Origin of the sequence: Streptomyces sp. NPDC051569 (genome assembly GCF_044454085.1) — a bacterium.
GTDB lineage: Bacteria > Actinomycetota > Actinomycetes > Streptomycetales > Streptomycetaceae > Streptomyces.
Genome location: NZ_JBITDJ010000033.1, coordinates 1 through 19,705, shown reverse-complemented (window position 1 = coordinate 19,705; position 19,705 = coordinate 1). Strand labels below are relative to the sequence as shown.

Genomic DNA, 19,705 nt, shown 5'->3' with positions numbered 1-19,705 from the left:
CCCCCGCACCCGACAGGAACGGCACCCAGCCCATGGCCCCGGTCACTTCCCTCGCCTCGACCGTCGATCAGCGCATCGCGGACGCCCTCTCGGCAACCCTGCCGGAGGCCGGTTCCGTCGACCCGCTGCTGCGACGCAGCGACCGGGCCGACTTCCAGGCCAACGGCATCCTGGCGCTCGCGAAGAAGCTCAAGGGCAACCCGCGCGAGCTGGCCGCGCAGGTCGTCTCCGCCATCCCCACCCAGGACGTGATCAAGGACGTTGAGGTCTCCGGCCCCGGCTTCCTCAACATCACGGTCACGGACCGGGCGATCATCGAGACCCTCACGGCCCGGGTGGCCGACGACCGGCTCGGCGTCCCGTACGCGGAGCGGCCCGGTACGACGGTCATCGACTACGCCCAGCCGAACGTGGCCAAGGAGATGCACGTCGGGCACCTGCGGTCCGCCGTGATCGGCGCCGCGATGGTCGAGATCCTGGAGTTCACGGGCGAGAAGGTCATCAGGCGCCACCACATCGGCGACTGGGGCACCCAGTTCGGCATGCTCATCCAGTACCTGATCGAGCACCCGCACGAGCTGGACCACGAGAGCGGCACCGGGGACGACACGCACGTCGAGGGCAGCACGGCCCTCGACGGCGAGACCGCCATGTCGAACCTGAACCGGCTCTACAAGGCCTCGCGCGGGCTCTTCGACTCCGACGAGGAGTTCAAGACCCGGGCCCGCCAGCGGGTCGTCTCCCTCCAGGCGGGCGACGAGGAGACCCTCACCCTCTGGCAGCGCTTCGTCGACGAGTCGAAGATCTACTTCTACTCGGTCTTCAACCAGCTGGACATGGAGATCCACGACCCCGACGTCGTGGGCGAGTCCGGCTACAACGACATGCTTGAGGAGACCTGCCGGATCCTGGAGGAGACGGGCGTCGCCGTCCGCTCCGAGGGCGCCCTCTGTGTCTTCTTCGACGACGTCAAGGGCCCCGACGGCAATCCGGTCCCGCTGATCGTCAAGAAGAGCAACGGCGGCTACGGCTACGCGGCCACCGACCTCTCCGCGATCCGCGACCGGGTCCAGAACCTGGACGCGACGAGCATCGTGTACGTCGTGGACGCCCGGCAGTCGCTGCACTTCAAGATGGTCTTCGAGACCGCCCGCCGGGCCGGCTGGCTCAACGACGAGGTCCGCGCCGTCCAGCTCGCCTTCGGCACGGTCCTCGGCAAGGACGGCAAGCCGTTCAAGACCCGTGAGGGCGAGACCGTACGGCTGGTGGACCTGCTCGACGAAGCGGTCGAGCGGGCGACGGCGGTCGTACGGGAGAAGGCGCGGGACCTCAGCGACGCGGAGATCGCCGAGCGCGGCAAGCAGGTGGGCATCGGCGCGGTGAAGTACGCGGACCTGTCCACGTCCGCCGCCCGGGACTACAAGTTCGACCTGGACCAGATGGTCTCGCTGAACGGCGACACGTCCGTCTACATCCAGTACGCGTACGCGCGCACCCGGTCCATCTTCCGCAGGAAGGGCGACGCGAATCCGGTCCCCCACCCGGAGCTGGAACTGGCTCCGGCCGAGCGGGCGCTGGGTCTGCACGCGGACCAGTTCGGCGAGGTCCTGGCCGAGGTGGCGACGGCGTACGAGCCGCACAAGCTGGCCGCGTACCTCTTCCAGCTGTCGTCGCTGTTCACGACGTTCTACGACCAGTGCAAGGTGCTGGACGAGAACAACCCGGCCGAGGTGGTCGAGAACCGCCTCTTCCTCTGCGAGATCACGGCCCGCACGCTCCAGCAGGGCCTGGCCCTGCTCGGCATCCGGTCGCCCGAGCGCCTCTGACCGAAGTCCCGGGTGGTGGGGGGCACGTCTCCCCACCACCGCCGGGCGGGGAGACGTGCCCCCCACCCGTCAGGTCTTCGTCCGCTCAGCGGCGGAGCCTCAGCTCAGCGGCGGAGCTTCACCGCCGCCTCCGTCGCCCAGTACGTGAGGATCATGCTCGCGCCCGCGCGCTTGATGCCGGTCAGGGTCTCCAGGATCGCCGCGTCACGGTCGATCCAGCCCTTCTCGGCCGCCGCCTCCACCATCGCGTACTCACCGGAGATCTGATAGGCCGCGACCGGCACATCCGCCTCGTCCGCGATACGCGCCAGGATGTCCAGGTACGGCAGCGCCGGCTTGACCATCACCATGTCGGCGCCCTCCGCCAGGTCGAGAGCCAGCTCCCGCAGCGCCTCCCGGGCGTTGGCCGGGTCCTGCTGGTAGGTCTTGCGGTCACCCCTCAGCGACGAGCCGACAGCCTCCCGGAACGGCCCGTAGAACGCCGAGGAGTACTTCGCCGTGTACGCCAGGATCGACACGTCCTCATGGCCCGTCTGGTCCAGCGCGTCCCGTACGACCCCGACCTGACCGTCCATCATGCCGCTCGGGCCCACCACATGGACGCCCGCGTCGGCCTGGACCTGGGCCATCTCGGCATACCGCTCCAGCGTCGCGTCGTTGTCGACACGCCCCGCCGCGTCCAGCACCCCGCAGTGACCGTGGTCCGTGTACTCGTCCAGGCACAGGTCGGACATGATCACCAGGTCGTCGCCGACCTCGGCCTTCACCGCGCGGATCCCGGCCTGGAGAATCCCGTCCGGATCCGTGCCCGCCGTACCGGCCGCGTCCTTCCTGGCCTCCTCGGGAACCCCGAAGAGCATGATCCCGGCAACACCGGCCGCGACCGCCTCCGCCGCCGCCTTACGCAGCGTGTCCAGGGTGTGCTGAACGACCCCGGGCATGGTCGCGATGGGAACGGGCTCACTGATCCCCTCCCGTACGAACGCGGGGAGGATCAGGTCCGCCGGGTGCGGCCGGGTCTCGGCGACCATCCGCCGCATCGCCGGATTCACCCGCAGCCGCCGGGGCCGCGAACCGGGGAAGGAACCGTACTCAGTCATCGTCATCGCCTCTGTGTCGTGAGGTCGTACGTTCTTGTTCCCGGCCCGGCTCCCGGCCGGCCCGGGGCCCAACAGCCTCGGCCGCGCACCGGCCCGGCCACGAGCCGGCTCGGCCCGGCTCCCGACCGGTCATGAACCCGACCGGTCATGAACCCGGCCGGTCATGAACCCGGCCGGTCATGAACCCGGCCGCCGCCCGGCGGAAGGGTCCCGGCCGGGCGGCGGCCGGGACCACGGCGCCGGCTCCGCTCTCAGGTCGTGCGGCGCCTGCGGCTGCCGGGACGGCGCTCGCTCGGACGGGTCACCGTCTCACCCGCCCCCTTCGCCGCCTCACGGCGCGCCGCGCCGAACGCGGCGAGCGCCTCCGCCAGCTTGTGGACCGACGGCTCCGGCGAGAGGACATCGACCCGCAGACCGTGCTCCTCGGCGGTCTTCGCCGTCGCGGGGCCGATACACGCGATCACCGTCACGTTGTGCGGCTTGCCCGCGATCCCGACCAGGTTCCGCACGGTCGACGACGAGGTGAAGAGCACGGCGTCGAAGCCGCCGCCCTTGATGGCCTCGCGGGTGTCGGCCGGCGGCGGCGAGGCGCGCACGGTGCGGTATGCCGTGACGTCGTCGACCTCCCAGCCCAGCTCGATCAGGCCCGCCACCAGCGTCTCGGTGGCGATGTCGGCGCGCGGCAGGAACACCCGGTCGATCGGGTCGAAGACCGGGTCGTACGGCGGCCAGTCCTCCAGCAGCCCGGCGGCGGACTGCTCACCGGACGGCACGAGGTCGGGCTTCACACCGAAGTCGACCAGCGCGGCGGCCGTCTGCTCGCCCACCGCGGCGACCTTGATCCCGGCGAAGGCACGGGCGTCGAGCCCGTACTCCTCGAACTTCTCCCGCACCGCCTTCACCGCGTTGACCGACGTGAAGGCGATCCACTCGTAGCGGCCCGTGACCAGGCCCTTGACCGCGCGCTCCATCTGCTGGGGCGTCCGGGGAGGCTCGACCGCGATGGTCGGGACCTCGTGCGGGACCGCGCCGTACGACCGGAGCTGGTCGGAGAGTGAGGCGGCCTGCTCCCGGGTGCGCGGGACCAGGACCTTCCAGCCGAACAGCGGCTTGGACTCGAACCACGCGAGCTGGTCGCGCTGGGCGGCGGAGCTGCGCTCACCGACCACGGCTATGACGGGCTGGTGCCCCTCCGGCGAGGGCAGCACCTTGGCCTGCTTGAGGGTCACCGCGATGGTGCCGAGGGTGGCCGTCCAGGTCCGCTGGCGCGTGGTCGTACCGGCCGCGGTGACGGTCATCGGGGTGTCGGGCTTGCGGCCCGCCGCGACCAGCTCACCAGCGGTGGCGGCGACCGACTCCAGGGTGGTGGAGACGACGACCGTGCCATCGCTCGCGCCGACCTCGGTCCAGCAGCGCTGGCTGGCGGTCCTGGCGTCCACGAAACGGACGTCCGTACCCTGCGCGTCGCGCAGCGGCACCCCGGCGTACGCCGGCACACCGACCGCGGCGGCGACACCGGGAACGACCTCGAAGGGAATGCCCGCGGTGGCGCACTCCAGCATCTCCGTGCCCGCGTCGCCGTCGAGTCCCGGATCCCCGGAGACCGCACGGACCACCCGCTTGCCGCTCCGCGCGGCCTCCATGACAAGATTGGCCGCATCCCGGATCGCAGGGATCCCGGCGGCCGCTGACGCATCGTCAACAACCGTCAGCGCAGGCGTGCTCACACCCGCCCTGGCGTGGCTCAGCACGACATCGAGCACATGCGGCTCGGCGATCAGTACATCAGCCCCCGCGAGCGCCTCGACGGCGCGCAGTGTCAGCAGACCCGGATCTCCGGGTCCGGCACCGAGGAAGGTGACGTGCCCCGATGCGGAGTAGGCCGGAAGGTCAGAGGTGCTGGGGCTCAAAGTTCTCGCTCCCCCATAAGACCGGCCGCACCCTTGGCGAGCATCTCGGACGCGAGTTCGCGACCGAGCGCGACGGCGTCGCCATGCGACGTAGGTACGGGACCGGTGGTGGACAGCTGCACAAGCGTCGAACCGTCGGTCGTCCCGACGACGCCGCGCAGGCGCATTTCGTTGACAACCTGTCCGTCGGCCAGCAGGTCGGCCAACGCACCCACAGGTGCGCTGCAACCGGCCTCCAGGGCGGCGAGCAGGGATCGCTCGGCGGTCACGGCGGCCCGGGTGTCCGGGTCGTCGAGCTCGGCGAGCACAGCGGCGAGGTCCACGTTGACCGCGGCACACTCGACAGCCAGAGCCCCCTGGCCGGGGGCGGGCAGAACGGTGTCGACCGACAGGAAGTCGGTCACCTCGCCGATCCTGCCGATGCGGTGCAGCCCGGCGGCGGCCAGCACGACCGCGTCGAGCTCCCCGCCGTGGACGTAACCGATCCGCGTATCGATGTTCCCGCGGATCGGGACGGTCTCGATGGTGCGGCCGTGGTCCCGTGCGTACGCGTTCAGCTGCGCCATCCGGCGCGGCGAACCCGTACCGACCCGGGCACCGTCGGGCAACTGCCCGAAGGTGAGCCCGTCCCGCGCGACCAGGACGTCCCGCGGGTCCTCGCGGCGCGGCACGGCGGCCAGCACCAGATCCTCGGGCTGCGCCGTCGGCAGATCCTTGAGGGAGTGCACGGCGAAGTCGACCTCCCCACTCAGCAGCGCGTCGCGCAGCGCGGTGACGAAGACGCCCGTACCGCCGATCTGCGCGAGATGCTCGCGGGAGGTGTCGCCGTACGTGGTGATCTCGACCAGTTCCACCGGCCGCCCGGTCAGCTCACGCACCGCTCGCGCCACCTGCCCGGACTGGGCCATGGCGAGCTTGCTGCGCCTGGTCCCGAGCCTCAGAGCCTTCTCGGGCCTCAGTACCTTCTCGGTCATACCCGCCCTCTGCCTACACCGTCGGTGTCATTCAGGTCGGCCCGGCTGACGGCGGCGACCGTCTGCGGGTCGAGGTCGAAGAGTTCTCGCAGCGCGTCCGCGTATCCGGCGCCTCCGGGCTCGCTGGCCAGCTGCTTGACCCGCACGGTGGGCGCGTGCAGGAGCTTGTCGACGACGCGGCGCACCGTCCTGGTGATCTCGGCGCGCTGCTTCTCGTCCAGGTCGGGGAGGCGGCCTTCGAGGCGCGCGACCTCGCTGCTCACCACGTCGGCGGCCATGGCGCGCAGCGCGACCACGGTCGGCGTGATGTGCGCGGCGCGCTGGGCGGCGCCGAAGGCGGCCACCTCGTCGGAGACGATCGTGCGTACCTGATCGACGTCGGCGGCCATCGGCGCGTCGGCCGATGCCTCGGCGAGCGACTCGATGTCCACGAGCCGGACCCCGCCGAGGCGGTGCACGGCGGCGTCGATGTCACGGGGCATGGCCAGGTCGAGGAGTGCCTGCGGGGCGGTGCGCCCTTCCAGACCGGCCTCGACGGCGTCGGCGGTCAGCACCAGACCCGTCGCGCCCGTGCAGGAGACGACCACATCGGCGCGTGTCAGCTCGTCCCCGACGGCGGCCATCTCCACCGCCCGCGCGCTCACCCCGCTGCCACCCGGCTGGTCGAGGATCTGTACGAGCCGGTCGGCGCGGGCGGCCGTGCGGTTGGCGACGACGATCTCGTCGACCCCGGCACGCGCGAGTGTCGCCGCGGCCAGCGAGGACATCGAGCCGGCGCCGATCACCAGCGCGCGCTTGCCCTTGGCCCAGGCCTCGACGGCCGCGCCCGCGGCGAGCTGCTCCAGGCCGAAGGTGACGAGCGACTGCCCGGCCCGGTCGATGCCGGTCTCGCTGTGGGCCCGCTTGCCGACCCGCAGCGCCTGCTGGAAGAGGTCGTTGAGGAGCCGGCCCGCGGTGTGGAGATCCTGGCCGAGCGCCAGCCCGTCCTTGATCTGCCCGAGGATCTGGCCCTCTCCGACGACCATCGAGTCCAGACCGCAGGCCACCGAGAAGAGGTGGTGGACGGCCCGGTCCTCGTAGTGCACATAGAGATAGGGAGTGAGTTCCTCCAGGCCGACCCCGCTGTGCTGGGCGAGGAGCGTGGACAGCTCGGCGACACCGGCGTGGAACTTGTCCACGTCGGCGTACAGCTCGATGCGGTTGCACGTGGCGAGGACGGTGGCCTCGGTCGCGGGCTCCGCGGCGAGCGAGTCCTGCAACAGCTTGACCTGCGCGTCGATGGAGAGCGACGCGCGGTCCAGCACGCTCACCGGCGCGCTGCGGTGGCTCAGGCCGACGACCAGAAGGCTCATGCCGGCATCACCGCGGGCACGTCGCCCTCGGGTCCCTTCCCGCTCGCGGCGGAGCCGTCCGCCCCGGTGCCGCGCTCGACAGCCGGCGGAGCGGCCTCGGCCGCCGCTTCCTCGCCGGCCTTGCGCTGCTCGTGGAAGGCGAGGATCTGCAGCTCGATGGAGAGATCGACCTTGCGCACGTCGACACCGTCCGGCACGGAGAGCACGGTCGGCGCGAAGTTGAGGATCGAGGTCACACCGGCGGCGACCAGCCGGTCGCAGACCTGCTGTGCGGCGCCCGCGGGGGTCGCGATGACCCCGATCGAGACACCGTTGCCGCTGATGATCTTCTCCAGCTCGTCCGTGTGCTGGACAGGGATCCCGGCGACCGGCTTGCCCGCCATCGCGGGGTCCGCGTCTATCAGGGCGGCGACCCGGAAGCCACGGGACGCGAACCCGCCGTAATTGGCGAGCGCGGCGCCGAGATTACCGATACCGACGATCACGACCGGCCAGTCCTGCGTGAGCCCCAGCTCGCGGGAGATCTGGTAGACGAGATACTCCACGTCGTACCCGACCCCGCGGGTCCCGTAGGAACCGAGGTAGGAGAAATCCTTGCGCAGCTTCGCGGAGTTGACCCCGGCCGCGGTCGCGAGTTCCTCGGAGGAGACCGTGGGTACCGAACGCTCGGAAAGAGCGGTCAGCGCCCGCAGGTACAGCGGAAGTCGGGCGACAGTGGCTTCGGGGATTCCTCGGCTACGGGTCGCCGGTCGGTGAGTTCGGCCAGTTGCCACGGTGCTCCTGCGGGATGAGCGAGGCTGCAGGCGGCCGTATGTCCCAGGACCGCCCCGTCGAATGCAGGCTATGTCTTTGTGAACGCGTGCACAAAGATTGTGTCCGCTTTGTCCGAGCAAAGTGACCGGGGTCACGCGACTCGATCCCACGATCCCGGAACCGGCGGCCGCATCAGCACGTTGCACACACGAAGGGGGCAAACCGGCACACACTCCTCACGAATACGCCCCCGCGACCACTTCCCGCGCCTCGCCGGGACCCATTTCCCGGACCCGGCGACAACCTCCGCGTCGCGATCGCGACCCGGACGCCGCCCACCGAAGGAAGCCCGGCAAAGCGCCCACGATGGTAACCGTCTTTTCGGTCAGGCCCCCAGTTCGCGGCGGAGCCGATCGGCGTCCACCCGCCAGAAGGTGTGCTGCTCACCGTCGACCAGCACCACCGGAATCTGCTCCCAGTAAGCACGGTGCAGCGCTTCGTCCTGGGTGATGTCCTTTTCCTCCCAGGAAGCACCGGTCTCGGCACACACCGCCTCGACCACCGACCGCGCGTCGTCACAGAGGTGACAACCCGGCTTCGAGACAAGCGTCACCAGCCGCTCGCCCGCCTTCTTCTTCGCCGCACGCCGCAACAGAGGACTCATGGGAACCATTCTCCGTCCGGGCGACGGAGTCGGCGGCCGTCCGTCCACAGGCACACCACGATCGCCGTATCAACACACCGGCCGTCGAGAGTTCACCTCACTCCACCCCGGCGTGTCCGCCGGCGCCGAACAGACTGGCTATGCTCACGATATGGCCGCACTGGGATGGCTCACCCCCCGTAGGCGCTCCGCGACAGCCCGGAGCGTGCTGGCAGGCGAGGCCGCGGCGGAGGCAGGGCTCAAGTCCACGCAGGAGACACCGGACACCGCGGGTGCCGCACCCGGCGGAGCCGCCCCCGTACCGGACTTCCCCGTCTTCGGGGACGCCCGCGCCGCAGCCTTCTTCGATCTCGACAACACCGTCATGCAGGGCGCCGCGATCTTCCACTTCGGCCGTGGCCTCTACAAGCGGAAGTTCTTCCAGCGCCGCGAACTCGCCCGGTTCGCCTGGCAGCAGACGTGGTTCCGGATCGCCGGGGTCGAGGACCCCGAGCACATGCAGGACGCCCGCGACAGCGCCCTGTCCATCGTCAAGGGCCACCGCGTCTCCGAGCTGATGTCCATCGGCGAGGAGATCTACGACGAATACATGGCCGACCGCATCTGGCCCGGCACCCGCGCCCTCGCCCAGGCCCACCTCGACGCCGGCCAGCAGGTCTGGCTGGTGACGGCGGCCCCCGTCGAGACCGCCACGATCATCGCCCGCCGCCTCGGCCTGACCGGCGCCCTCGGCACCGTCGCCGAATCGGTCGACGGCGTCTACACCGGCAAGCTCGTCGGCGAACCGCTGCACGGCCCGGCGAAGGCCGAAGCCGTCCGGGCCCTGGCCGCCGCCGAGGACTTCGACCTCGACCGGTGCGCCGCGTACAGCGACTCGCACAACGACATCCCGATGCTCTCGCTGGTCGGACACCCGTACGCCATCAACCCGGACAGCAAGCTCCGCAAGCACGCCCGCCGGCTCGACTGGCGACTGCGCGACTACCGCACCGGCCGCAAAGCGGCCAAGGTCGGCATCCCGGCGGCAGCCGGAGTCGGCGCCCTCGCGGGCGGCACGGCGGCCGCGGTCGCCCTGCACCGCCGCCGCCGCTAGGCACCGGGCACCGGGCACCGGGCACCGGGCACACTGCCGGACAGATACCGCGCCGCTGGGACCCGTCCGGCAAACAGGCCCCAGCGGCCCCACGACACACTCGCGCCGCCACGGCCCCGGGAATCCCCGGGGCCGCGCTCATGCCTGGGCGCGAGCGATCCAGGCTTCCTACCCGCGCGAGCCGCCCGCCAGTCCCGGCGCCGTCACCCAGCCACAACCCATCACGTGAGCAAGCAGATCGTGACGCAATCCGATCAATAAATGGTCACCATGTGCGACTAGATCCGCCTCCTAGGTGCCACGGAAGCGACGTAATCGACGATTTGAGCAACTGGGTGTAGCGCTGCCTGTACGAAGCGTTATTCTCCTCAGACGCATACCGGACCCCACAACTCGCCACGGCGAGCGAACGGTCCCGCACTGCACGTGATGGAAGCTCTGCCTCTGGGAGTCCCGTGTACCCACACGTCGGGGTTGACGCCTCGGGCCTGGCTACGCTGCGCGCAACGGTCCTCGACCGCTTGCGCGGCTTCGTCCCCACCGCGTACGCCGTCCCCGCCTTCGCCGCACCGGCCCCTGCCGTGAGCGGCCCTATCGGACCTTGTTATGCCCTGGCGACCGGCGGTGCGGCGGTCGGCAGACGGGGAAGCCGCAGCAGCACCGCCGCATCGACCACCACCCGCCGGCCCAGCGCCGACAGCGACAGCGCCCGCATGATGGAACTCGTCGAGCGCGCACAGGCCGGTGAGGCCGAAGCGTTCGGCCGGCTGTACGACCAGTACAGCGACACCGTCTACCGCTACATCTATTACCGCGTGGGCGGAAAGGCGACCGCGGAAGACCTCACCAGCGAGACCTTCCTGCGTGCCTTGCGCAGGATCTCCACCTTCACCTGGCAGGGGCGCGACTTCGGCGCCTGGCTGGTCACGATCGCCCGGAACCTGGTCGCCGACCACTTCAAGTCGAGCCGCTTCCGCCTGGAAGTGACCACCGGCGAAATGCTCGACGCCAACGAGGTCGAGCGCAGCCCGGAGGACTCCGTCCTGGAGTCCCTCTCCAACGCGGCACTGCTGGAAGCCGTACGGAAACTCAACCCACAGCAGCAGGAGTGCGTCACCCTGCGCTTCCTGCAGGGCCTCTCGGTCGCCGAGACGGCCCAGGTCATGGGCAAGAACGAAGGAGCGATCAAGACCTTGCAGTACCGAGCGGTACGCACCCTGGCCCGTCTGCTCCCGGAAGACGCCCGCTGACGCCGGCGTCCGGTCCGGCACCCCCGCCCCACCCGCCTCCCCCTTCCCGACCTTCCCGACCGCCTCCCCGCCCGCCTCCCCCGCGGCTCAACTCACTTTCGGTGACGCCTCGATGACGCACTGGTCCGATCATCTTTCGCGCGTAACCCAAGTGCCGCGCCGCTCGTTGTGGGGGATGCAGGCTCCCTGTGGACGCGCTCAAGGCGTGCAACCTTCCGGACCCCCAGGGGAGTCGATCGTCATGACGAGAGGAGGTGCCGCCAGTGATCGCGAACGTTTCGGCCCACCGGCGGGCGAACGCCTTCGCCCAGGCCCTGGACGACCAGATGGTCCAGGGCGCGGCGGCCGAACAGGCTGCCGAGTCGGCCGAACCGGCCGAACAGGGGCGGCTGTTGGCTCTGGCGCGTGGTCTCGGCGAACGGCCGAAACCCACGCTGGACCCCGAGGTCAAAGTGGTGCAACGAGCACAACTCGTGGCAGCCATGGAGGCCATGCTGCTGGAGGGCACAGCTGCCGGGGGTACTACCTCGGGCCCTACGGTGCCCGAGCAGCGGACATCCGGCCGGGGTGCCCACCGGGCTTCCCCGCTCCGGAAATTGCGACCCAGGTCCCGGTGGACCAAGGGACTCGCGGCCGGCGGACTCACGGTCGGTGTGGCAGCCGGCGCGTTCGGCGGAGTGGCCGCTGCCAGTTCCGACGCCCTTCCCGGTGACTCGCTGTACGGGCTGAAGCGCGGCATGGAGGACCTCAAGCTCAACCTGGCGGACGACGACTCCGACCGGGGCGAGCTGTTCCTCGACCACGCCTCGACCCGGCTCAACGAGGCCCGCCGGCTGATGGAGCGTGGCCGCTCCGGCCAGATCGACCACGAGTTCCTGGCCGAGGTCCGGCGCACGCTGGGCGGGATGAAGCACGACGTCACCGAGGGCCATCGCCTGCTCCATCAGGCATACGAACGGGACGGATCGCTCCGCCCGATCGCGACCCTGTCGTCGTTCTCCGCCTCGCACCGCGTGGCGTGGGACGGGCTCCGGGGCCGGCTTCCCGTCCAGCTGACGGATGTCGGCAACGAGGTGAGTTCGGTGTTCGACGCCATAGACGAAGAGGTCGCTCCGCTCCAGTCGCTGCTGCCGCGGGTCCCGGAGAAGAGCGGGGGCACCACCTACCGCCCCGGCTCCCCCCAGGACCCCGCCGGCTCCGGCCGGCCGGACCCTGCCTCACCCTCCTCACCGAGCAAGAACGAAGGCGGCGGCTCGCACTCCAGCGATACGCCACAACCGTCGGGCTCGCGCTCGGACAGTTCCTCCGAGGGGGATCATCTGATCGGCGGCAGTACGGGCGGACTGCTCGACCCGCCGCCGAACAGCGGCACGCCGGCGCCCTCCGAACACCAGGACGGCGCCGTCCACCCAGGTCCCGACGTCACGATCCCGCCCCTGCTGCCGGGTCTGCTGCCGGGTCTCGGTTTCGACGCCGAACACACGGAATAGGCGGACCGGCCACATGGCTGAGGCGGGGTGCTCCCACCAGGAGCACCCCGCCTCAGCCATTCCGGAAGCCGAGCCGGAACCACCCGAGCCGGAACAACCCAAGATCGCAGAAGGATCTCGGAGGACGCGCGGAAGACGTCGGAAGAACACCGACGTCAGAAGTACACCGACGTCAGAAGAACACCGACCGCCGCTGCACCAGCAGCTTGTACAGCGTGTGCTGAATCTGCTCCCGCACCTGATCGGTCAGATTGAACATCAGCATCGGATCCTCCGCCGCCTCCGGCGGATACCCGTCCGTCGCGATCGGCTCACCGAACTGGATCGTCCACTTCGTCGGCAGCGGCAGCACCCCCAGCGGACCCAGCCACGGAAACGTCGGCGTGAGCGGGAAGTACGGGATACCGAGCAGCCGCGCCAGCGTCCTCGCGTTGCCGATCATCGGGTAGATCTCCTCGGCCCCCACGATCGAACACGGCACGATCGGCGCCCCCGCCCGCAGAGCAGTCGAGACGAACCCGCCCCGGCCGAACCGCTGGAGCTTGTAGCGCTCACCGAAGGGCTTGCCGATCCCCTTGAAGCCCTCGGGCATCACCCCGACGACCTCGCCCCGCCGCAGCAGCCGCTCCGCGTCCTCCGCGCACGCCAGCGTGTGCCCGGCCTTCCGCGCCAGCTCGTTGACCACCGGCAGCATGAACACCAGATCGGCGGCCAGCAGCCGCAGATGCCGGTCCGCCGGATGGTGGTCGTGCACGGCGACCTGCATCATCAGCCCGTCCAGCGGCAGCGTCCCGGAGTGGTTGGCCACCACCAGCGCCGGCCCGTCCGACGGGATGTTCTCGATGCCCTTGACCTCGACCCGGAAGTAGTCGTCGTAGAGCGGCCGGATCAGCGACATCAGGACCTGGTCGGTCAGCTCCGCGTCGTACCCGAACTCATCGACCTCGTACTCACCGGTGACCCGCCGGCGCAGGAACGCCAGCCCGCCCGCGATCGCGCGCTCCCAGCCGTCCCCGCGTCCCCGCCCGCGAGCCGCCTCACGGACCGCCTCGCCGACCTCCTCGGCCGCGGCGGCGGCTGCGGACGCCGACAGCCCGCCGGGCCCCTCAGCGCCCGTCCCGCGCTCCCCCGCCGTCCCCTCACGCCCGGCCGGACCTTCCACGGTCTCCGGTACGGGCGTCAGCGGCCCCGGCTTACGTCCCTGCCCCGGACCGGAGACACGTTTCGCCACACCGTCCCTGGCCCCCTTGGACCGCCCGGTGGCGGATCCACGCCTTCTCGGTTCATCACCGAAGGGAATGACCTTGGCATCCGCCATGTCAGACGCCCTCCTTGCTGACGAAGGTGGAGAGCCGGTCGACCGTACGCGCCACTGCCTCGGGCGGCAGCAGCCCGGCACTCCGGCCCCGCGCGAAGTCCGCGAGCGTCTCCGCGGTCGTGTACGTGGGCACGAATCCCAGTGTCTCGCGCATCTGGTCCGTACTGACCACCCGCCCGTGGGTCAGCAGCCTGATCTGCTCCGGCGAGAAGTCCGTCATCCCGACCGTACGCAGCGCCGTGCCGACCCAGTTCACCGCCGGCAGCGGAACGGGCACCGTGGGCCGCCCCAGCCGCCGTGAGCACTGCGAGAGCAGCAGCACCCCGTCCCCGGCGATGTTGAAGGTCCCGCTGTTGAGCGTCCCGCGACGCGGCTCGTCCGAGGCGATCAGCAGCACATCGATCACATCGTCCTCATGGACGAACTGCAGCCGGGGGTCGTAGCCGAAGACCGTCGGCAGGACGGGCAGCGAGAGATATTCGGCGAGCGGGGTGTCCGCCGCGGGCCCCAGGATGTTCGCGAACCGCAGCACGCACACCGCCACATCCGGCCTGCGCCGCGCGAAGCCGCGTACGTACCCCTCGACCTCCACCGCGTCCTTGGCGAAGCCACCGCTCGGCAGCGACTTGGGCGAGGTCGTCTCCATGAAGACCGCCGGGTCGCGGGGCGCGGAGCCGTACACACTCGTCGTGGACTTGACCACGAAGCGCTTGACCGTCGGCGACTTCTGGCACGCACCGAGCAGCTGCATCGTGCCGATGACGTTGGTCTCCTTGACCGAGGCACGGCTGCCGCCGCTCAGCGGAGTGCCCGTCACATCCAAATGGACCACGGTGTCGACACGGTGCTCGGCGAGGACGCGCGCTATGGCCGGCCGGCGGATGTCCGCACGGACGAATTCCGCGCCGCCCAGCTGGTGCTCGGGAGTGACCGCGTCGACCGCGATCACCCGGTCCACATCGGAAGCGCGTTGCACACGCCGCACGAAACGGCCTCCGAGCTGCCGGGCCGCCCCGGTCACGAGCACGACCTTGCCCAAGATCAGCGCCTTCCCTAGGTCCTGTAGGCGTCACCGTAGCCGGTCGGCATCGCACGGTGATTGCCACGCGGCGCGCTTGACCTCTTCTTTGGCCGCACGGACACCGGCCGCGAACACCGGCCACACAAACACCACGGCCCTCCCACCGAGCCGGTGGAAGGGCCGTACATGCACGAACAGCTGTCGCTTACTTCTTGTTGCGACGCTGAACGCGGGTGCGCTTGAGCAGCTTGCGGTGCTTCTTCTTGGCCATCCGCTTACGCCGCTTCTTAATGACAGAGCCCACGACTTACCCTCGCTCACTTCTCTTCACTCGGTGCGGGGCGTCTGGGCCCACACGACCTACGTCGGCCTAGCCTACCCGTCACCGAGTGAGGGACGTAATCCGAGGGGACGCCCTAGGCGGACCCAACCCCCACAAAGGACTCGCGGAGGTACTCGTGAACCGCTTGCTCCGGCACCCGGAAGGACCTGCCCACCCGGATCGCCGGCAGATGACCGCTGTGCACCAGGCGGTACACCGTCATCTTCGACACTCGCATCACCGAGGCGACCTCCGCCACGGTAAGGAACTTGACCTCGTTGAGAGGCCTCTCGCTGCCAGCAGCCATGACCCACCTGTACCTTCCGCACGCGACGGCCGCCGGCTTCCCCTCCGGTGACTCTTCGTCGCTGTGCGCTCACGCCACAGACTAGGGGCGGATGATACGAGTGGGGAAGAGGAGTACCCCACGGCGGCTACTGTGACAGACACGCTCGATTGAGTACATAGCGAGTAAGCGGCCCGTAATAATCAGCCCGGACGCCGTCATCGAGCGGCACCGCCACGGACACCCGGCCCTCGGCCTCGCCGACGAACAGCGCGGGATCGTCCGTATCGGCCAGGCCGATGGCCTCGAAGCCCAGCTGACCTGCCCCGCAGACCCAGCCATGATCACCGATCACCAGCCCGGGCAACGGCCCGCCGGCCTCCACCAGACCGTCCAGCGCCACCCGGACCGGCAGGGGTGAATGCGTATGCGCCCCCGGCTCGTTCCGGGCGCGCACCACGCCGCGCTCCCGCACCAGCGCGACCCCCCGTACGTAGTCGAGCTTGTACGTACGTACTCCGAACCGGGTTGTTATGTCGATACATCTCCCCTGCGCCGGGGTGAGAACAACACAGCCGGCCGCCGACAGCGCATCCGCCAGGCCGGCGTAGAAACCGAGCAGCCGGTGCGGATGTCCCGTCCCGAACAGCACCGGAACCCTGCCCGCCACCGCCGCGCGCAGCCGCCCGGCGAACGCCTCCAGCGCGCTCAGCGTCCGCTCCGGATCGATCACATCAGGGCCCGACACCAGACCGGGATCGCCGGAGACCCCGCACCTGTCGGCCATGAGCCTGAGCAAGTCATCCTCGTCCCAAGGCCCTTCGGGATCGAGGCCGAGCGTCACCCGGGGATCGCGGGCCGCGAAGAGACGATAACTGCGCAGGCTGTCCTCCCGTGACGTGGCCACAGGACCGGCCAGCCTGGCCGCCAGCAGATGCGCGCGGAGCGCTCCGGTGCTCAACATCCTGCCGATACTCCCGGCTCCGGCACCACAGCGGGCCGGAACCGTCGGGACACCGCACAGTTGGCGTAACGAACGAGCCGCAGCGAGCCATCAGGCCCTGATCCGGGCCGTCAGAACCCGTCAAGTCTTAGGCGAGGAGCCCCCGCAGCGGGAACACCGCCCTGCGTGTCGCCAGGATCGCCTGGTCCAGCCGGTCCGCCGGATCGTACCCGGCCTCCCACGGCCGCCACCCCGGTGTCCGCCCGTCCGTCATCCGCCCCGGCCCCAACTGCCGTGTCCGCGCGTACACCTCGTCCCGCCAGGACACCGGGACCACCGACTCCGGATCGACCGGCGCGTGCGCCGCGATCCCCACCAGATGGGTCCAGGACCGGGGCACCACGTCCACCACCGCGTAACCACCGCCACCGAGCGCGACCCACCGCCCGCCCTCGGCGTAGTCATGCGCCAGGTCATGACAGGACGCCTGCACCGCCCGCTGCGCGTCGAGCGACACCGCCAGATGCGCCAGCGGATCCTCGATATGCGTATCGGCGCCGTGCTGTGTCACCAGTACCTCCGGCCGGAAGTCCGCCAGCAGCTCCGGCACCACGGAGTGGAACGCCCGCAGCCACCCCTCGTCGCCCGTGCCGGCCGGCAGCGCCACATTCACCGCGCCGCCCTCGGCCGCGCCACCACCGGTCTCCTGCGGCCAGCCCGTCCCCGGGAACAACGTCCGGGGGTGCTCGTGCAGAGAGACCGTCAGCACCCGCGGATCGTCCCAGAACGCCGCCTGCACACCGTCCCCGTGGTGCACGTCCACATCGACGTACGCGACGCGCTCCGCACCCAGTTCCAGCAGCCGCGCGACCGCCAGGGCCGCGTCGTTGTAGATACAGAAACCGGCGGCGGACCCCGGCATCGCGTGGTGCAGACCGCCCGAGAAGTTCACGGCGTGCGCGGCCTCCCCGCGCCATACCGCCTCGGCCGCGCCCACCGACTGCCCGGCGATCAGCGCCGACGCCTCGTGTATCCCGGCGAACGCCGGATCGTCGCCCGTGCCGAGGCCGAACGACCCGTCGGCGCTGTCCGGAGCCGCCGAGACCCGCCGCACCGCCTCCACGTACTCCTCGTGGTGAACGAGCCGCAGCGTGGAATCCCCGGCGGCGGGCGCGGCGACCACGTCCACCGCTCTGTCGAGCCCGTACGCCCGCACCAGCCCCATGGTCAGTGCCAGCCGCACCGGATCCATCGGATGGTGCGGGCCGAAGTCGTAACCCGTTACTGCGTCATCCCACATCAACAGTGCGCGGCCGCTCATGCCCGCCACCGTATCGGGCCGGGTCGGCCCCGAACGAGCGGGCGTATACGAGAGTCACCAGGACCATCACCATCGGTACGAGCATCGCGCCCCGGTAGCTCCACGCGTCGCCGAGCGCCCCCACCAGCGGCGAACCGATCAGGAAACCCACGTAATTGAAGACATTCAGCCGGGCCACCGCCGCGTCACTGGCACCCGGGAAGAGCCGGCCGGCCGCCGCGAACGTCTGCGGCACGATCACACACAGCCCGAACCCGAGCAGCGTGAACCCGAGCATCCCCACCCAGGCCCCCGGCGCCACCGCCACCACCCCGAACCCCCCGGCGGCCAGCACCGTCCCGCACCGCACGACGGCCACCGCCCCGAAGCGCCGCACCCCCAGATCCCCCACCGCGCGCCCCAGCAGCGTCGTGACCATGTAGGCGTTGTACGGAACGGTCGCCAGCTCCTCCGAGCCGCCCAGCACATCCCGCAGGTACTTGGCGCTCCAGTTCGACACCGTCGAGTCACCGACGTAGGCGAACGCCATGACGAGGCAGAGCGGCAGCAGCAGCCTGAACACGAATGGCCCACCAGCGACGGGCCTGCCGTCCGCCGCACCGTCCCCACGACTCTCCCCGCCGCCGTTCCCGCCCGCGTCCGCGCCACTCCTCGCGTCCGCGTACCAGCGGCTCCCGATGAACGCGGCCGGCAACAGGACCACCACCACGGGCAGATACGACACCAGCAGCGGGAGTCCGCCGTGCGCGCCCACCCACGCGAGCGAGGCCCCGACGATCCCGCCGAGGCTGTACGCGGCGTGGAAGCCCAGCATGATGCTGCGCCCGTACGCCCGCTGAAGGCTCACCCCGAGCATGTTCATCGACGCGTCCAGCGCCCCGACCGACAGCCCGAACGCGGCCAGGGCGAAGGCGAGTTGCCACACCGCGTCGCCCGCCCCGACGCCGAGCAGCGCCAGCAGCACGACGGGCTGCGCCCACCGCAGCACCCTCCCGGGCCGCACGCGCACGACGAGCTTCTCGGTGAGGACGCTGCCGGCCCCGGCCAGGATCGGCACGGCGGCGAGGAACACGGGGAGGAGCGCGTCGGATATCCCGTACCGGTCCTGGATGGCGGGGATGCGCGTGACGAGCAGTGCGAACGTCACCCCCTGGACGAAGAAGCTCAACGCCAGGGAGGCCCGCCCGTGCCGCGACCGCGTATCTGTCATGGCCGGACAGCGTAGGACGCCGCGCTACCCGTGGGTAGACGGATCGGTCGACGGATCCGCCGGCCGATCAGCCCAGCAGCCCCGGCAGCTCCGTCATGCGGGAGAAGTACCCGTTGGCACCGGTGAGTTTCCCGGCCGGTGTCATCGCGGTGAACGCGTACACGTCCATGCCCGCGGCCTGGGCGGCCGCGACTCCGAGGGGGCTGTCCTCCACGACCACGCAGCGCTCGGGGGCGACGCCCATCCGTGCGGCGGCATGGAGGAAGAGATCGGGCGCCGGCTTGCCCCGGCCGACATCCTGCGCGCTGAAGATGACGCTGTCGTCGAACCACCGGTCGAGCCCGGTCTTCCGGTGCCCGACGCGGATCCGCTCATGGCTCCCGGACGAGGCGACGCAGTACGGCACCTTGTCCGTCGCCAGTCCGCTCAGCAGCTCGACCACACCGTCGACCGGCTCCAGCTCCCGCTCGAAGGCGGCGAAGACGCGGGCGTGCAGCGTGTCGTCGAAGTCCGCGGGCAGCCGCTGCCCGGTCCGTTCCCCCACAAGGTCGTGCACCCGGTGGACGGCGGCCCCCATGTAGTCGCGGAGGGAGTCCTCGTACGAGGTGGGGTGGCCGAGCTCGGTGAGGTAGCCGGCCAGAATCGTGTTGGAGAGCGGCTCGCTGTCGACGAGGACGCCGTCATTGTCGAAGATGACCAGTTCGTAGCGCATGCCTAGACCCTAAGCGGGACGGAAATATGTCGTGCCCGGAGGAAAAGAAATTGGGCGTGGACACGAAATGGCCGTGAACGCGAAAAGGCCCCGCACCATAAGGTGCGGGGCCTTCCCACAATAATTGTTCGGCGGCGTCCTACTCTCCCACAGGGTCCCC

At 70.4% G+C, this 19,705-nt stretch carries 18 protein-coding genes; 4 read left to right on the top strand and 14 right to left on the bottom strand.

Features of this window, described 5'->3' with window-relative positions; genetic code table 11:
• The first annotated feature begins 32 nt into the window (after positions 1 to 32).
• Positions 33 to 1,826: an arginine--tRNA ligase gene (gene argS / locus ACIBAE_RS28380; RefSeq protein ID WP_399290859.1), complete on the top strand. Its 1,794-nt coding sequence runs from the start codon at positions 33 to 35 to the stop codon at positions 1,824 to 1,826.
• Positions 1,827 to 1,930: 104 nt separating this feature from the next.
• On the opposite strand, the gene hemB is transcribed toward argS, so the two are convergent.
• The 6 genes from hemB to ACIBAE_RS28350 form a co-directional block, all read right to left on the bottom strand.
• The gene (hemB, locus tag ACIBAE_RS28375) at positions 1,931 to 2,926 is read right to left on the bottom strand and encodes a porphobilinogen synthase (RefSeq protein WP_399290923.1); all 996 of its coding nucleotides are present in this window, start codon (positions 2,924 to 2,926) and stop codon (positions 1,931 to 1,933) included.
• 251 nt (positions 2,927 to 3,177) lie between these two features.
• Positions 3,178 to 4,836: a uroporphyrinogen-III synthase gene (locus ACIBAE_RS28370; protein WP_399290856.1), complete on the bottom strand. Its 1,659-nt coding sequence runs from the start codon at positions 4,834 to 4,836 to the stop codon at positions 3,178 to 3,180.
• Complete coding sequence (gene hemC, locus ACIBAE_RS28365; RefSeq protein WP_399290853.1) at positions 4,833 to 5,810, bottom strand: hydroxymethylbilane synthase; 978 nt, start codon at positions 5,808 to 5,810, stop codon at positions 4,833 to 4,835. Before hemC ends, ACIBAE_RS28370 begins: the two co-directional genes overlap by 4 nt.
• Positions 5,807 to 7,162 (bottom strand): glutamyl-tRNA reductase, encoded by a 1,356-nt coding sequence (locus ACIBAE_RS28360; RefSeq protein WP_399290850.1) that lies wholly within the window; start codon positions 7,160 to 7,162, stop codon positions 5,807 to 5,809. The genes hemC and ACIBAE_RS28360 overlap by 4 nt, the downstream gene beginning before the upstream one ends.
• Positions 7,159 to 7,935: a redox-sensing transcriptional repressor Rex gene (locus ACIBAE_RS28355; protein ID WP_399290847.1), complete on the bottom strand. Its 777-nt coding sequence runs from the start codon at positions 7,933 to 7,935 to the stop codon at positions 7,159 to 7,161. The genes ACIBAE_RS28360 and ACIBAE_RS28355 overlap by 4 nt, the downstream gene beginning before the upstream one ends.
• 365 nt (positions 7,936 to 8,300) lie before the next feature.
• On the bottom strand, positions 8,301 to 8,579 hold the full coding sequence (locus tag ACIBAE_RS28350; RefSeq protein ID WP_399290844.1) for a glutaredoxin family protein: 279 nt from the start codon (positions 8,577 to 8,579) through the stop codon (positions 8,301 to 8,303).
• Positions 8,580 to 8,730: 151 nt separating this feature from the next.
• On the opposite strand from ACIBAE_RS28350, the gene ACIBAE_RS28345 reads away from it, so the two are divergent.
• From ACIBAE_RS28345 to ACIBAE_RS28335, 3 genes are all read left to right on the top strand, one after another.
• Entirely contained in the window at positions 8,731 to 9,672 is a 942-nt protein-coding gene (locus ACIBAE_RS28345; RefSeq protein ID WP_399290841.1) for an HAD family hydrolase, read from the top strand.
• Positions 9,673 to 10,127: 455 nt separating this feature from the next.
• Entirely contained in the window at positions 10,128 to 10,922 is a 795-nt protein-coding gene (locus ACIBAE_RS28340) for an ECF subfamily RNA polymerase sigma factor, BldN family (RefSeq protein ID WP_399290838.1), read from the top strand.
• Positions 10,923 to 11,185: 263 nt separating this feature from the next.
• Complete coding sequence (locus ACIBAE_RS28335) at positions 11,186 to 12,412, top strand: DUF5667 domain-containing protein (RefSeq protein WP_399290835.1); 1,227 nt, start codon at positions 11,186 to 11,188, stop codon at positions 12,410 to 12,412.
• 172 nt (positions 12,413 to 12,584) lie between these two features.
• On the opposite strand, the gene ACIBAE_RS28330 is transcribed toward ACIBAE_RS28335, so the two are convergent.
• From ACIBAE_RS28330 to ACIBAE_RS28295, 8 genes are all read right to left on the bottom strand, one after another.
• On the bottom strand, positions 12,585 to 13,730 hold the full coding sequence (locus ACIBAE_RS28330; protein WP_399290832.1) for a lysophospholipid acyltransferase family protein: 1,146 nt from the start codon (positions 13,728 to 13,730) through the stop codon (positions 12,585 to 12,587).
• 1 nt (position 13,731) lies between these two features.
• Complete coding sequence (locus ACIBAE_RS28325; RefSeq protein WP_399290829.1) at positions 13,732 to 14,769, bottom strand: NAD-dependent epimerase/dehydratase family protein; 1,038 nt, start codon at positions 14,767 to 14,769, stop codon at positions 13,732 to 13,734.
• A gap of 187 nt (positions 14,770 to 14,956) precedes the next feature.
• Positions 14,957 to 15,055, bottom strand: coding sequence for a 30S ribosomal protein bS22 (locus ACIBAE_RS28320; RefSeq protein ID WP_003948845.1), 99 nt, complete (start codon positions 15,053 to 15,055; stop codon positions 14,957 to 14,959).
• A gap of 112 nt (positions 15,056 to 15,167) precedes the next feature.
• Positions 15,168 to 15,380 (bottom strand): helix-turn-helix domain-containing protein, encoded by a 213-nt coding sequence (locus ACIBAE_RS28315; protein WP_365412038.1) that lies wholly within the window; start codon positions 15,378 to 15,380, stop codon positions 15,168 to 15,170.
• A gap of 127 nt (positions 15,381 to 15,507) precedes the next feature.
• A complete protein-coding gene (locus ACIBAE_RS28310; RefSeq protein WP_399290826.1) occupies positions 15,508 to 16,323 on the bottom strand; it encodes a phosphatase in 816 nt (271 codons plus the stop codon).
• Between the two features lie 127 nt (positions 16,324 to 16,450).
• Positions 16,451 to 17,623, bottom strand: a complete 1,173-nt coding sequence (locus ACIBAE_RS28305) for an acetoin utilization protein AcuC (RefSeq protein WP_399290823.1) — start codon at positions 17,621 to 17,623, stop codon at positions 16,451 to 16,453.
• Positions 17,592 to 18,833 (bottom strand): MFS transporter, encoded by a 1,242-nt coding sequence (locus ACIBAE_RS28300; protein WP_399290821.1) that lies wholly within the window; start codon positions 18,831 to 18,833, stop codon positions 17,592 to 17,594. The genes ACIBAE_RS28305 and ACIBAE_RS28300 overlap by 32 nt, the downstream gene beginning before the upstream one ends.
• Before the next feature lie 67 nt (positions 18,834 to 18,900).
• Complete coding sequence (locus tag ACIBAE_RS28295) at positions 18,901 to 19,545, bottom strand: HAD family hydrolase (protein ID WP_399290818.1); 645 nt, start codon at positions 19,543 to 19,545, stop codon at positions 18,901 to 18,903.
• Positions 19,546 to 19,705 lie beyond the last annotated feature (160 nt).